Raw genomic sequence first — 13908 nt, forward strand, 5'->3', positions numbered from 1 at the left:
TCGCGTGAGAATGCAATCCTTCTCAACCAAAAAACACTGGCGCACCTGGGTGCGGGGCACTTTGGGGCTGCTGTTTGGAGCGCTCTTCTTGTGGCTAGCCCTCCGTCAGACGAGTTTAACCGAAGTTAGCAGGATTCTTTCCCAGTCACACGAGGGGTGGCTGATGGTGGCTTTAGGCTGCTACAGCATTAGCATGGTTGTGAGAATAGTTCGCTGGCAAACTCTTCTTCAAGACGTTAAGGCATTTTCCTTTCGCAAGGTGGGAACAGCCTTGCTGATTGGCTATGCCGCTAACAACCTTTTGCCTGCTCGATTAGGCGAAATTTTTCGGGCGGATTTTGTTGGAAGGCGACATCGGGTTTCTCGATCGGCGATCGCTGCCTCCATTCTCCTGGAGCGCGTGCTAGATGGGTTAGTCGTTGTCTCCTGCCTGATTTTAGGCCGAGCCTTCATTCCCAACCAGCCTGTTCTGCTTAACACCCTGTCTATTACAGGTATGCTGACCTTTTGCAGTATTTTCCTTTTGCTTTGGCTGTTGGGCAGAGGCTATGGAGTGAAATGGCTAACCCGATTTCCACCTGCTATCACCAGTCGCGTTCAAAGTTTTCGCAAAGGTTTAAGCGTTCGCCGTACCTCTAGCTTTAGCAAAGCAATCAGCCTTTCCCTAGTGATTTGGCTATTAGAAGGGCTGGCGCTGTGGTCAATCTTGAGGTCTGTTCAGGTTTCGCTAGCATGGCAGCAAATTCTAACCATCCTGGGTGTAACCAGCCTGAGTACGCTAATTCCCTCGGCTCCGGGTTACGTTGGTACCTATCAGTATGCCTATGCGTTCACGCTAGACCTGTTTGGTTATGAACCCGCCCAGGGAATTGCCGCAGCGACCGCATTTCAAGTTTTTCTATTTGGTAGCGTCACCCTGATTGGCCTCGGATTATATCTCTACATCAGCTTGCTAAAACCTCAGCCACCGTCTTAATACCGTTGCTATATGAAGCCGTATATTTCGGAGCGTGCCCTACGTCTGCAAGATACGCTCCAAAATATACAGCCTTCAAGAGAATTGGTATAACGCTGGAGTAAGGTTAAAAACTATGATGATGAAAAAAGATACTTTTGCAGATATCCATGACCGATCTCAGTGTTAACCTAAATCGAGTTGCCCTACTGCGAAACTCACGAAACATTGGCATTCCCAGCGTTGTGAAAGCGGCGAGAATTGTGTTGGATGCAGGTGCCTATGGCGTTACGGTGCACCCCCGTCCTGACCAGCGCCATATTCGTCCTTCGGATGTGGATGATTTGTCGGAACTGTTAAGCCAGCACTATCCGCAGGCGGAATACAACATTGAAGGGAATCCGCTGGAACTGCCCTTCATGGATATTGTCTGTCGCGTTAAGCCAGCTCAGTGTACGCTCGTGCCCGATTCACCCGATCAGGCAACGTCGGATCATGGTTGGGATCTAACGCGAGATAGCGATCGCCTCATTCCTATCATTCAGCAATTGAAAGACAATAACATTCGCGTCAGCTTGTTTATGGATGCTGACCCTGCACCCATGGCGCAAGCTAAAAAAATTGGGGCTGATCGGGTTGAACTGTACACCGAACCGTATGCCACTGCTTTTCGAGAGGGGCAAGCAGATGCAATCCTGCCCAAATACATCGATGCAGCCAAAGCCGCTCTAGAAGCTGGGTTGGGCATTAATGCAGGGCATGATTTGAACCTAGAGAATCTGGGCAAGTTCTGTGAACTTGTGCCCAATGTGTTAGAAGTATCAATTGGTCATGCGCTGATGGCAGAGGCTTTAGAGATGGGGTTATCGGATACCGTGAAAGCCTATTTAGAGATTTTGTCTCACACCACTTCTAAGAATTAGAGCTAAAGAAAAATTAGAGCTAAAGAAGGAAGGGCACTCCATGAAGCGGGGTGCCCTTCCTTCTTTAACTTGTTTTTGCAGAAACGGTATTACTCTTCTACAAAGACTGTCGAGTTGCCTTCTTCGTCCATGTAAACGGCGTTGCCTTCTTCATCTACATAGACAGCGTTACCTTCGCTGTCAATTACAGTGGTGCTACCGTCTACGTCTTCGTGAACCACATTCCCCTCGCCATCTACAGCAGTGGTGCTACCCTCTGCATCAACATGAGCTGCGTTACCGTCACTATCTACAGCTGTTACGCTTCCGTCTTCATGCTCATACACTTCTACATCTTGAGCCATTACAGGTAGACTGAGAGTTAAACTATACAGAGCAATGCCGCCAATTAAAAGTAGCTTTTTCATGAAAATGTCCTTCTAAACCTTGTTCAGTTCTACTTTTAATGGATCCGGTTTGCTATGCGAGGAATTACGGATTTTTCAGCGTGAAGTAAAATTCTATACCTAAAATCAAAAAATTGCTTTGTAAGAATTGGGGTGGTTTTTGATTGTTTAGTAGACAAAGTGTAAATGCGATCGCCATCTAAACCGCGTTAGGCTAAATCTAGAGATACAAACATCTGTTGATACTGATATGGATTTTCCCAGTCTTGATTCTGAAACGATTGATCGCATTATTGAGATGGCATGGGAAGACCGTACCCCATTTGAGGCGATCGAATACCAGTTTGGGCTATCAGAAAAAGAAGTGATTGCACTGATGCGGCAAAAGATGAAAGCGTCAAGTTTCAGGATGTGGCGTAAGCGAGTGAGTGGTCGCAAAACCAAACATTTGAAGGAACGGGACTTTCTGGTGGGACGGTTGCGATCGCAAAACCAAAAGGGATCCTGATACCAAAAAGGTCATCCCTCTAACAACTGCTGGACTGAAATTTCAACTTCTAGAAACGCTAACGGGTTAATTGTTCCAGCCGTTAACACACGTTCCGACTGATAATCGACATTTCAACGATTTCTCCGTTTAATAACTCTACCTGTCGGTGCTCCAGAAGTCCGACCTCAATCATGCGGTGGTACTCATCTAGGGTCCATTTGGCGATCGCTACACTCATCCCAGCTTCCTCCCTATACAAAGGGGTTTTTCTTATTCTAAGGAGCGGGAAGTCGAAACAATCAGACTGGCAGTAATCCTTCACCTGCAGTTAAATGTTGCGATTAACCGAGCTTACATTTCAATGAAAAACCCGGACGTGCCGAGTTCTCTACACTATTAGGAGATTTACTATGCCTTAACACATTCAGTATTCCCAAATGAAGCGGAGCGATCGCAATCGCAAATTTAACGTCCTTGAAGAACCTGTGCAGCAGTGAGTTCCAATGTTCCCAAAAGAGGAGAGGCGATCGGAACATTTCCTTCATACACCTTCTCTTCGTACAGCCCTTCTACCCATTCCAAAATTGTGACTCGTTGCTGCGCTGGGTCAACAATCCAATATTCTGAAATACCTCGTGCTGCATACTCCGATCGCTTGTAGCGATAGTCTCGATTTCCCTGTCCTGGACTCACTACCTCGACGACTAACATCGGGGGAGGCATATCGGGCATTACAGTCGACCGACGGGCTCCTTCCAATGCTGCTGCTAACTCTTCTGACAGCACCATCAAATCGGGGAAACGTGTTGTTGCTCTTGAACCGCTAACTACAATTTCAGTTCCAATCCTTAACCGATAGGGCGGAATGTTTTGTTGTAGGAAAAAAGCAAATAACAAGGATGCAATTCGTCGATTCAAATCGCTCTCTGGCGGCATTACAACTAGTTCCCCATCCTCCAGCTCATACTGAGTGTCTGTACCATCGTCATAATTGAGGTATTCCTCAAGCGTCATTTTTTGGGATGCAATGGTCATCGTAGCCATGCCTCCTGGGAGCAGGTATGTTGATTATCCTAGCAATGCTAAGACACAAAATTAGCTTGGGTTGGGTGCTTGAGCGATCGCAGCTTCCGTAGAATCTAATCCTGTCAGTAAGTTGACGTTAACGTCAAAGTTGTGATACAAGTAAATCGTGAACGAAAAGATGCGGATAGGAGAACTTGCAGAACGGGCTGGCGTTACGCCTCGCACGATTCGCTATTACGAAAGCCTGGGGTTACTTGGGCCAAGTGAGCGCGAAGGGACGGGGTTTCGATATTACACCGAAGCTGAGCTATCTCGACTGCAAACGATTCACAACCTCAAGGGTTTGGGGCTGAGCCTGGAAGAAATCGGTACAGTGATTCCACTTTACTTTGAAGACCCTACTCGGCTGAGCGGCAAACGCAAGATTGTGGAAATTCTCAATGCCCATCTGCGGGAAACGGATGAAAAGATAGAAGGCTTGACCCGTTTTCGCTCTGAGCTACAGACCAACATCACTCGTATCCAAAAATGGATCGATGAGCATAGCGAGAGTCAGTAGATCTTTCACCTGTTAGTCTAACTTGACGTAGAGAAGTCTTTTCACTGAACTTTTACCTATCAATTTTTTCAACGTTTGTTTTGTATTCAAAGTATGACGTTAACGTAAAGGTTGTAAGGAAATAAAGAGATAAAGCACAGGTTTCAAGGTTCTTGTGGAAGGGTGAACATTTCATTGGAGTATCTAGCTATGGTGTCTTTTCAGCACTTGTCTCAACCGTTATTAGAAGCCAGTCGATTTGAGCAAGGTTTAAGTAAGCTTAAAGAGATAGACGGGGCTGCGGGCGATCGCGTGATTGAAAGCTTGCAGCAGATTGCTCCCGATCTAGGGCGTTACATTATTGAGTTTCCGTTTGGAGACATTTACTCCCGTCCGGGATTAGATTTGAAGTCCAGAGAAATTGCTACGATCGCTGCTCTGGCTGCGCTAGGCAATGCCCATCCTCAACTCAAAGTTCACATTCATGGCGCTTTGAATGTAGGATGCAGCCGCGAAGAAGTGATTGAAGTGCTGATGCAAATGGCAGTGTACGCCGGATTTCCTGCTGCTCTAAATGGGATTGCTGCAGCGGGAGAAGTATTTGCTGAACGGGATAAAGAGGAACCTCACAACTAGCTGTCCACAAGCCATTAACTTGGTTACCCATTCATTAATAGAGCCATTAGGAGAAATAGATGTCCGACAAACTAGCGGGTAAAGTTGCGATCGTGACTGGTGCTTCTTCGGGAATTGGTGAGGCAACGGCACTGGCATTAGCCGATGTGGGAGCAACGGTGGCGATCGCTGCCCGACGAAGCGATCGCCTGGAAGCTTTAGCGAAGCGTATTCTTGACCAGGGTGGAGAAGTTTTATCCATCACCGCAGATGTATCAGACGAAGCACAGGTGAAAGCAATGGTGCAAAAAACTCATGCCGAATATGGCAGGGTTGATATCCTCGTTAACAATGCAGGGGTAATGCTGCTAGGCATGATTGATGGGGCAAACACCGAAGACTGGCGACGTATGATCAACATTAATGTGCTGGGGTTGATGTATGCCACTCATGCTGTTCTGCCAATCATGAAAGCGCAGGAGGCAGGACATATTGTGAATATCTCATCCGTAGCAGGTCGATTTGCCAATGCCGGAACGGGTGTCTATAACGCTACCAAATGGGCGGTTGGAGCATTTTCAGAATCATTGCGAAAGGAAGTTTATCAGAACAATATTCGGGTCACGCTCATTGAACCTGGACTGGTGGCAACGGAACTACCGCAACATATTACTGATCCGAGTGCAAAGGAGCGGGCACGCCAGTTTTACGGTTCAGTGAGAACCCTGGAAAGCGAGGATATTGCAGCGGCGATCGCCTATGCCGTAACGCAACCATCCCACGTTAATGTGAACGAGATCTTGATTCGTCCTACAGAGCAAGAACGTTAATTCGCTCAATAAATTCCTATGACAGACTATCCCGCCTGGTATTACAACGACATACAGCAGGTCGGTACTGACTTTGAGGATATGACTCAAGTTGCAACCTATGACCGCAATCAAACTTCTTCGAGTGTGGAGGAGGAACAACAGTTAGTCACGCAGTTGGGCATTTCAGCAGGGCAAACCGTAATTGACTTTGGTTGTGGAACGGGGACTTTTGCAATTCAAGCGGCGATCGCAGGTGCCCACGTTTATGCAATTGATGTTTCTCATTCAATGCTCACCTTCGCTCGCCAAAAAGCACAATTGGCAAACGTTTCAAGCCGCATCGAATTTCATCATGGTGGGTTTTTAACTTACGAACACGTTGCTCCAGTAGAGGTCATCGTCACCCAAGCCGCTCTGCACCACTTGCCAGACTTTTGGAAGATGGTGGCATTTCTCCGCATGGCTAACATGCTCAAACAGAATGGCATCTTTTACCTGTGGGATACTGTGTTTTCATTTCATCCAGCGGAATATCAAACCCGCATTGATGCTTGGATTCAAGGTGTTGCAAAGCCTCCGGGTAAAGGTTGGACTGCTCAAGATTTTGCCACTCACGTTCGTGAAGAATACACCACTTTTGGCTGGATTCTTGAACGTATGTTGACTGATGCTGGATTCACCATTGAAACAGCGAACTACCTAACGCCTGAATATGCCGAATACATTTGTAGAAGAGGATGAGAGATGAAGGCGATCGCCGATCAAACAATTCTGATTACTGGAGCAACGGATGGCATTGGTAAACAAACCGCTCATGATTTAGCCCAAATGGGTGCAACTGTTCTGCTTCACGGGCGCAACCAAGAACGGGCAGAATCTGTACTTCATGAGATTCAGTCGGCAACAGGAAACAACAAACTGAAATATTACGTGGCAGATTTGTCCTCCCTTGCCGAAGTGAGACAGCTATCAGAAGCAGTACAGTCTGATCATGAGCAGCTAGATGTTCTCATCAACAACGCTGGAATAGGTGCAGGTAAACGCACAGATATCACTCGTGAATTAAGCCAGGATGGTCATGAGTTGCGCTTTGCAGTGAATTATCTTGCCCCTTTCCTGCTCACTCATTTGCTGTTGCCCAGTTTACGCCGCACAACACCTGCTCGAATTGTCAATGTTGCCTCTGTAGGGCAAAGCCCTATCAACTTTGATGATGTCATGATGGTGCGACAGTATGACCCGATGCGAGCCTATTGTCAGAGCAAACTTGCACTCATCATGTTTACTGTTGATCTAGCTGAACAGCTTAAGCCTGAACAAGTTACAGTCAATAGCCTACATCCCGGATCACGTCTCGATACCAAAATGGTGCGTGAGATGTTTGACTCAGCTTGGGGCACCGTACAGTCAGGTGCAGATGCTGTGGTCTACGTTGCGACTGCATCAGAATTGGAAGGCATGACAGGCAAATATTTTGACCAGAAAGATATGGAGCAAGCGATCGCTCAAGCCTATGATTGCGAAGCTCAAACTAAACTTTGGCAACTGAGTGAAACGTTAACTGGACTAGCGGTACTGCACTAATTAACTGAGTCAGTTGTTGAGTCAGTTAGGAACATAACGATTAGGAAAATAATAGGAACATAACAATGAAAACTCGCAAATTAGGTAATCAAGGACTCACTGTTTCAGAACTCGGACTCGGCTGCATGGGCATGTCAGAGTTTTATAGCGGACGCGACGAAGAGGAAGCGATCGCCACTCTTCACCGTGCGATTGAACTGGGTGTCACTTTCATTGACACTGCCGATATGTATGGCCCGTTCACCAATGAAAAGCTTGTGGGTAGAGCTATTCAAGACCGTCGCGATCAGGTTATCCTCGCAACCAAGTTTGGTAATGTTCGCACTGAAGACGGTGGTTGGGGAGGCATTAGCGGCAAGCCAGAGTATGTGCGTCAGGCGTGTGATGCTTCATTAAAGCGACTGGGCGTAGATGTGATTGACCTTTATTATCAGCACCGGGTTGACTCAACGGTTCCCATCGAAGATACGGTTGGCGCAATGGCAGAACTGGTGCAGCAAGGCAAAGTGAGATATTTGGGACTCTCTGAAGCCGCTCCAGCTACAATTCGACGTGCTCAAACAGTGCATCCGATCAGCGCATTGCAAACTGAATACTCACTTTGGAGCCGTGACCCTGAAGATGAGATCTTACCAACCATTCGTGAGTTAGGTATCGGCTTTGTGCCCTACAGCCCGCTCGGTCGCGGTTTTCTCTCAGGGCAAATCACTCGTCTTGAAGATCTGGCAGAAGATGATTACCGCAGACAAGCACCTCGCTTTCAAGGCGAGAATTTTCAGAAAAATCTGCAAGTGGTGGAGCAGGTGAAGGCGATCGCTCAGGAAAAAGGTGTCACCCCCAGCCAACTTGCCCTGGCATGGCTGCTGGCGCAAGGCGATGATATTGTTCCCATTCCGGGCACAAAACGGCGGCAATATCTGGAAGAGAATGCCGGAGCTATAGAGATTACACTCACTGCTGATGATTTAAAGCGAATAGATGCAGTTGCGCCAAAAGGTGTGGCAGCGGGCGATCGCTACTCTGACATGAGCACTGTGCATCGTTAGAACACTTCCTGTGTGAATCGATTCTGACTAATCAAAATCGGTTCACACAGTTCTATCTATAAACAGGAATGATGATATTTTAGTCATCACTTTCACCCTTAAGGATTCATGCAAATCAATCTTTCTGAAGTGGTTGCAGAAGTGACGGCAGCCTTTCAACGCTATGAAGCTGCTCTTGTTAGCAATAATGTAGCTGTATTAGATGAGTTGTTTTGGAATAGCGCTCACACTATTCGCTATGGTGTAACTGAGAATTTGTATGGTTATGAGGCGATCGCCACCTTCCGCGCTAATCGCCCTGATGCTAATCTTAGTCGCACCTTAAAAAACACGGTGATCACCACATACGGACAAGACTTTGCAACTGCAAACACTGAATTTCAACGGCAAGGCTCCGACAAAATTGGGCGACAAAGCCAAACCTGGCTCAGAACTCCTGAGGGCTGGCGTGTGGTTAGCGCCCACGTGTCTCTAATCGTCCTTTAACACCAAAACTCCGCCATTGACCTGATAGTCTTCACCGACATAGCCCGTGCGGTCATACAAAATTTGGTGGATATGTTGATCTAGTACCACCTCATCGGAAATTTGGGGACGGTAATAATCTTTCATTGCTTCCTCGATGCCTATCTCATCCAGGCGATCGTGGAGTGCTGTGCTGTTGCCGCTGAAGTAAGCCGAACGAGCAAGGTCATCCTGTAAAAATTCCATAATGATGCCCGAGGGCACGCCCCCAATTACCAATCGCCCTTGAACAAATAAAATCACAACTACGCCCACTACAAATACACCGGCAAGATAAGCAAACGCAGTAATATTTTGCCGAGAGCGAGTTGCAGCTTGGCGATCGGGTGTGCTGTAACGTGCAGGTTGGCTTTTCTTCATAGTGACAAGTGAGCACCAAAATATAGGTATAGATCGCCCCTAGTTTGGCTTATTAAAATTGAACCTGGGTAGCTTTCAGAATAAATTTTTCGTGTAGAAATACCGTTCCCCTAGTTCTTAGGCTTACCCGTAAAGGGATTGGCTGAGAACTAGAGGAGCGAGAATTAGATCGTGAGGATTTCTCATGTTTGTGATATGCTGAGAACGTGAAAAATCCTCACGATTTTTATGAGCACAAAATTTTGGCATGACCACTCCGCCGTCACCTGGCTCCGAATCCTTGCGCCATTTACCTCAGCAAACTCGGAGTCAGGAACGGTTTAACCGTATTTTAGAAGCAGCGGCGCAGGTCTTTGCCGAAGTGGGCTATGAGAAAGCCTCTACGGAGGCGATCGCCACCCGAGCTAGCACCTCAATCGGCTCCCTTTACCGCTTCTTCCCAGACAAGTCCGCCATTCTCTACGCCCTAGCCGAATCCTACGCTGAGCAGCTACGAGAAGTTTTAGCAGAAGCGTTTGCTCCCGCTCTGTCGCATTTGCCCTTAACTCAAGTAATTAATCAGGCAGTTGACGATTTCGAGCAGTTTTACATTACTCAGCCAGGGTATCAGGTCGTATTCGCTCAAACGCGCCTATCACCAGACTTGCAGAAGTTAGACAAACGGCTCGACTCCGAAATTGCCCTACACCTAGAGAAGTTTCTGGCTGCAAGGCAATCTACCCTTTCCCCCGAACAGATCAGACTAGTAGCCTTGATTAGCGTCGAAACTGCTGGGTCACTTCAAATTCTCTCCCTCACCCAAACCGAAGCCTTTCGCCAACAAGTCATGTCCGAAACCAAAACCCTACTAACCCGCTACCTGCACCCCCTCTTTCCTGACCCGCCTCCTAATCCCTAATCCCCATTTCCACTACACTATGTAAAGGAATCTTAAAGATGAACAGAATGCGAGTTGCGATCGTTGGAGCAGGTCTGGCAGGCATGGCGACTGCCGTTGATTTAGTAGATGCCGGGCATGAGGTAGAAATTTTTGAATCACGCCCCTTTGTTGGCGGCAAAGTCGGAAGCTGGGTGGACTCAGACGGCAACCATATTGAAATGGGGCTGCATGTCTTCTTTGGCTGCTATTACAACCTGTTTGCGCTGATGGAAAAGGTAGGGGCGATCGCCAACTTACGCCTCAAGGAACACACCCATACCTTTGTAAACCGGGGCGGGCAAACCGGAGCGTTAGACTTTCGCTTCATCACCGGGGCACCGTTCAACGGGTTAAAAGCATTTTTCACGACCTCCCAGCTTTCGCTTCAAGACAAGGCTCAGAATGCGATCGCCCTTGGCACCAGTCCCCTCGTGCGCGGCTTAATCGACTTTGACGGCGCAATGAAAACCATTCGTGACCTCGATAGAATCAGCTTTGCCGACTGGTTTCGTAGTCACGGTGGCTCCAATGGCAGTCTCAAGCGCCTGTGGAATCCGATCGCCTATGCGTTGGGCTTCATCGACACCGAAAACATTTCCGCCCGCTGTATGCTGACCATCTTCCAGTTCTTTGCTGCCAAGACGGAAGCCTCAATCTTGCGAATGCTGGAAGGGTCACCCTACGAATATTTGCACAAGCCCATCATTGACTATTTAGAAGCACGAGGCACCAAAATTCATACCCGCCGAAGTGTACGACAGATTTTATTTGAAGGAGAAGGCGCACAGACGCGAGTGACTGGTTTGGTTATTGCCAAAGGAGAAGAACAGGAAACAATCACCGCCGACAAATATGTCTGCGCCTGTGATGTACCTGGGATTCAACGGCTTTTGCCTTCTGAGTGGCGACAGTGGTCTGAGTTTGACAACATTTATAAATTAGATGCTGTGCCAGTCGCGACAGTGCAGCTTCGCTTCGACGGCTGGGTGACAGAACTGCACAACGACGCTGAACGCAAGCAGCTTGACCATGCCGCTGGGGTGGACAACTTGCTGTACACGCCGGACGCAGATTTTTCCTGCTTTGCAGATATGGCACTAACCAGCCCCGGAGATTACTACCGCGAAGGTCAGGGTTCCTTGTTGCAGGTGGTATTAACTCCGGGTGACCCCTTCATCAAGCAGAATAATGAAGCGATCGCCCAACACGTCCTCAAACAGGTGCATGACCTCTTCCCCTCCTCCCGCGAGCTAAACATGACCTGGTATAGTGTCGTCAAGCTAGCCCAATCGCTCTACCGCGAAGCACCCGGTATGGACCCTTATCGCCCAGCCCAAAAAACTCCCATCTCTAACTTCTTCCTTGCGGGCAGTTACACCCAGCAAGACTACATCGATAGCATGGAAGGGGCAACGATTTCAGGTCGGCAAGCCGCAAAAGCAATTCTGGAACCATAAAATTTGAAAGTGCCGAACTGAAAATTTCCCGCTGCCGACAGCTTCTAGTTCCGAATCTTCAGTTGCCTTTCATCCTTCATCCCCCATCCTTCATTCCCTCCCCCCTATGCCTGAATGGTTAGAACACAGCGTCCAGGTTGAAGTAGAAACACCGATGGAATTGGTGTGGAGTCTCTGGTCTGACCTGGAGCAAATGCCCCGCTGGATGAAATGGATCGATTCCGTCAAAGTACTGGATGATAATCCCGAATTGTCACGCTGGAAACTCGCCACAGGTGGTTTGGAATTTAGCTGGCTTTCGCGAATTCTCAAAGTCATACCCCACCAGATCATCGAGTGGGAATCAGTTGATGGCTTGCCCAACCGAGGCGCAATCCGCTTTTATGACCGGGGCGACAGCAGCATCGTGAAGCTAACCGTCGCCTACGCAATTCCGGGTTGGCTAGGGCGACTGATGGACAACCTCTTTTTGGGACGCGTTGTCGAGTCTACTATTCAGGCAGATTTAGAGCGTTTTAAGGAATATGCGCTAAATGCCCAAGCTCAAAAAGAACAGGTTTAGGAACTAAAGCTTCTGCCGAAAATCTACAAAATTCCAGACGTGGACGTGCTGAGGGCGATTCAAGAAGGGCTCAAGGCATTGAATCCGATCGCCGAATTGCGTTTACCTATGAATGAGGAGTTGAATTTAGGTCCGATCTCCTAAATTTGCTTCAGAGACCTGCCTCGCCAAGTCCATCCCCATCCTGTTTCAGTTTTGATGATAGAGCCGAGGGCGATCGCCCCCACCAGCGCTCCTCCCACCCCAGTCAACCACCAGTAACGTGGCGGAATTTGAGAAACCGTCGCACTGCGCCGTCGCACGTCGTACTGCAAACTGATTGTGATGACAGAGAGGGCGATCGCCAGTCCTTCCCTAATACTCAAACCTACCCAAAGAAACTTCACCAGCGCAACCAATAGCACTGTCCAAGGCACCGTGCAGACCAATAGAATTAGTCCAATAAAGGAAAGCATTGCGCCCAAATTACGCCCAGAACCCGCATACAGATTTTTCGTCCAGCCTTCCCACAGCGCATTCCAAGAGCGATACATCCGTACAGCAGCAAGCTCTGATCCCAGCAGATAGCGCAGTTTCAGTCCGCTTGATTTGACTCGCCGCGATAGCTCTACATCTTCGACTACCTCACCCGCAACAGCTCGATGCCCACCGATTTTCTCGTAAGCGGAACGCCGAAAAAACATGAATGGACCAGCTGCAAAAGCTGTCTCAGTTTGGGGATCATTGACCGCTTGAAAGTTAAATCCAACTAAAATCGTGCTGATAATTAGCGGTTGTACGAGCCATTCTGCTAAACAACCGCAAATGATTGCGGGACCACAGCTCAACAGATCAATTTGTTCTTGTTGAGCTTCATGAATGGCAGTTTCAATCGCTCCTGGCTTAAGTCGAACATCTGCATCTAGGAACAGCAGAAAATCTCCGCTGGCTTGCTCAGCTGCTTGAGTACAAGCCCAATTCTTCCCTACCCACACTTCCCCTTCCGGTTTAGGCTGTCCGGCTAGCACCTTGAGCCGAGGATCGTGGCGCTGCTGCTGAAGAGCGTGGGCGATCGCCAACGTCTCATCTGTAGACTGGTCATCTACAGCCCAAACCTCCAAAACTTCAGCCGAGAGTACCGTACTGTCTAAAATAGAGGTGAGGCAGTCCTGAATATTCTCAACCTCGTTGTAAGCTGGAACGATGACAGAAACGACAGTGCCCTCTGTCTGTTTAGGCTGTGCAAGTAGGTCAGCCTGAACAGGATCATTCTGTACAATCTCCAGTTCTCTGTCATTACTTCTAAATCGCTTATGAAGTTGAGGAGCTTCATGAATTGCGTGGCGCAGCTTAGACCAGTAAGCTAGCGCTCCCATTAGAGCCAAAGCAGACGCAATCAATAGGATCAAAAACTTACCTCAACATCGTCTGGAGTTTGGTGTTCCAGCTTCTAGCTTATCTGTATACGAGTTGACGAGGTCTCTGCCTGAGTCTAGAATTTGCTGCTGTTTCACCTCAGACAAATCTGAGGTGTCGCTTCTTCAAATCTGATCGCCTACACTACCATCGCTACCACTCTCAGTAACTAAAAGCACAGTGAAGCAAGATCCTTCTATTAACGTGAGTTCGGGATAAGGAGGGGCGAAATAGATAGAGTTGAAAGTACCTAATTTTTAACTCATCTAACCGCCCCATGCTTAGTCTAGAATCCCTGTTCTGTCATGTCGATGA

General features: G+C 48.1%; 17 protein-coding genes and 1 pseudogene. 13 read left to right on the forward strand and 5 right to left on the reverse strand.

Going from position 1 to position 13908, the window contains the following annotated elements; genetic code table 11:
* Window positions 1-10 precede the first annotated feature (10 nt).
* Window positions 11-976, forward strand: a complete 966-nt coding sequence (locus tag H6F88_RS18180; RefSeq protein WP_190644169.1) for a lysylphosphatidylglycerol synthase transmembrane domain-containing protein — start codon at window positions 11-13, stop codon at window positions 974-976.
* Between the two features lie 149 nt (window positions 977-1125).
* Complete coding sequence (locus H6F88_RS18185; protein WP_190644170.1) at window positions 1126-1878, forward strand: pyridoxine 5'-phosphate synthase; 753 nt, start codon at window positions 1126-1128, stop codon at window positions 1876-1878.
* 89 nt (window positions 1879-1967) lie between these two features.
* Here H6F88_RS18185 and H6F88_RS18190 read toward each other — a convergent pair whose 3' ends face one another.
* Window positions 1968-2285: a hypothetical protein gene (locus H6F88_RS18190; RefSeq protein WP_190644171.1), complete on the reverse strand. Its 318-nt coding sequence runs from the start codon at window positions 2283-2285 to the stop codon at window positions 1968-1970.
* A gap of 229 nt (window positions 2286-2514) precedes the next feature.
* Between H6F88_RS18190 and H6F88_RS18195 the strand changes: the two genes are divergently transcribed.
* Complete coding sequence (locus tag H6F88_RS18195) at window positions 2515-2772, forward strand: TIGR03643 family protein (protein WP_190644172.1); 258 nt, start codon at window positions 2515-2517, stop codon at window positions 2770-2772.
* Window positions 2773-2878: 106 nt separating this feature from the next.
* On the opposite strand, the pseudogene H6F88_RS18200 reads toward H6F88_RS18195, so the two are convergent.
* Together H6F88_RS18200 and H6F88_RS18205 are read right to left on the reverse strand one after the other, a co-directional pair.
* Window positions 2879-2992: pseudogene (locus H6F88_RS18200) on the reverse strand (Uma2 family endonuclease); the annotation flags it as partial.
* Between the two features lie 227 nt (window positions 2993-3219).
* Complete coding sequence (locus H6F88_RS18205; protein ID WP_190644182.1) at window positions 3220-3789, reverse strand: Uma2 family endonuclease; 570 nt, start codon at window positions 3787-3789, stop codon at window positions 3220-3222.
* Between the two features lie 169 nt (window positions 3790-3958).
* Between H6F88_RS18205 and H6F88_RS18210 the strand changes: the two genes are divergently transcribed.
* The 7 genes from H6F88_RS18210 (at window position 3959) to hpxZ (ending at window position 8861) form a co-directional block, all read left to right on the forward strand.
* Window positions 3959-4339: a MerR family transcriptional regulator gene (locus H6F88_RS18210; RefSeq protein ID WP_190644183.1), complete on the forward strand. Its 381-nt coding sequence runs from the start codon at window positions 3959-3961 to the stop codon at window positions 4337-4339.
* 189 nt (window positions 4340-4528) lie between these two features.
* Window positions 4529-4954, forward strand: a complete 426-nt coding sequence (locus tag H6F88_RS18215; RefSeq protein WP_190644173.1) for a carboxymuconolactone decarboxylase family protein — start codon at window positions 4529-4531, stop codon at window positions 4952-4954.
* A gap of 59 nt (window positions 4955-5013) precedes the next feature.
* Window positions 5014-5763 (forward strand): SDR family NAD(P)-dependent oxidoreductase, encoded by a 750-nt coding sequence (locus H6F88_RS18220; protein WP_190644174.1) that lies wholly within the window; start codon window positions 5014-5016, stop codon window positions 5761-5763.
* An 18-nt stretch (window positions 5764-5781) separates the two neighbouring features.
* On the forward strand, window positions 5782-6486 hold the full coding sequence (locus H6F88_RS18225; protein ID WP_190644175.1) for a class I SAM-dependent methyltransferase: 705 nt from the start codon (window positions 5782-5784) through the stop codon (window positions 6484-6486).
* A 3-nt stretch (window positions 6487-6489) separates the two neighbouring features.
* Window positions 6490-7329, forward strand: a complete 840-nt coding sequence (locus tag H6F88_RS18230; protein ID WP_190644176.1) for an SDR family NAD(P)-dependent oxidoreductase — start codon at window positions 6490-6492, stop codon at window positions 7327-7329.
* 65 nt (window positions 7330-7394) lie between these two features.
* Entirely contained in the window at window positions 7395-8375 is a 981-nt protein-coding gene (locus H6F88_RS18235) for an aldo/keto reductase (protein WP_190644177.1), read from the forward strand.
* 108 nt (window positions 8376-8483) lie between these two features.
* Complete coding sequence (gene hpxZ / locus H6F88_RS18240; RefSeq protein WP_190644178.1) at window positions 8484-8861, forward strand: oxalurate catabolism protein HpxZ; 378 nt, start codon at window positions 8484-8486, stop codon at window positions 8859-8861.
* Here the strand turns inward: hpxZ and H6F88_RS18245 are convergent.
* On the reverse strand, window positions 8847-9260 hold the full coding sequence (locus H6F88_RS18245; protein ID WP_190644179.1) for a hypothetical protein: 414 nt from the start codon (window positions 9258-9260) through the stop codon (window positions 8847-8849). The two genes, hpxZ and H6F88_RS18245, sit on opposite strands and share 15 nt — an antisense overlap.
* Before the next feature lie 247 nt (window positions 9261-9507).
* On the opposite strand from H6F88_RS18245, the gene H6F88_RS18250 reads away from it, so the two are divergent.
* The 3 genes from H6F88_RS18250 to H6F88_RS18260 all read left to right on the forward strand — a co-directional run bounded on the left by H6F88_RS18250 (window position 9508) and on the right by H6F88_RS18260 (window position 12198).
* The gene (locus H6F88_RS18250) at window positions 9508-10158 is read left to right on the forward strand and encodes a TetR/AcrR family transcriptional regulator (protein ID WP_190644180.1); all 651 of its coding nucleotides are present in this window, start codon (window positions 9508-9510) and stop codon (window positions 10156-10158) included.
* A gap of 47 nt (window positions 10159-10205) precedes the next feature.
* Window positions 10206-11636 carry a 9,9'-di-cis-zeta-carotene desaturase gene (zds, locus tag H6F88_RS18255; RefSeq protein ID WP_190644184.1) on the forward strand — a complete coding sequence of 477 codons (1431 nt, stop codon included), beginning with the start codon at window positions 10206-10208 and terminating at the stop codon, window positions 11634-11636.
* Between the two features lie 106 nt (window positions 11637-11742).
* A complete protein-coding gene (locus H6F88_RS18260; RefSeq protein ID WP_190644181.1) occupies window positions 11743-12198 on the forward strand; it encodes an SRPBCC family protein in 456 nt (151 codons plus the stop codon).
* A gap of 140 nt (window positions 12199-12338) precedes the next feature.
* Here H6F88_RS18260 and H6F88_RS18265 read toward each other — a convergent pair whose 3' ends face one another.
* The gene (locus H6F88_RS18265) at window positions 12339-13586 is read right to left on the reverse strand and encodes a glycosyltransferase family 2 protein (RefSeq protein WP_199333673.1); all 1248 of its coding nucleotides are present in this window, start codon (window positions 13584-13586) and stop codon (window positions 12339-12341) included.
* Window positions 13587-13908: the final 322 nt, after the last annotated feature.

Source organism: Oculatella sp. FACHB-28 (assembly GCF_014696015.1).
GTDB lineage: Bacteria > Cyanobacteriota > Cyanobacteriia > Elainellales > Elainellaceae > JAAUTN01.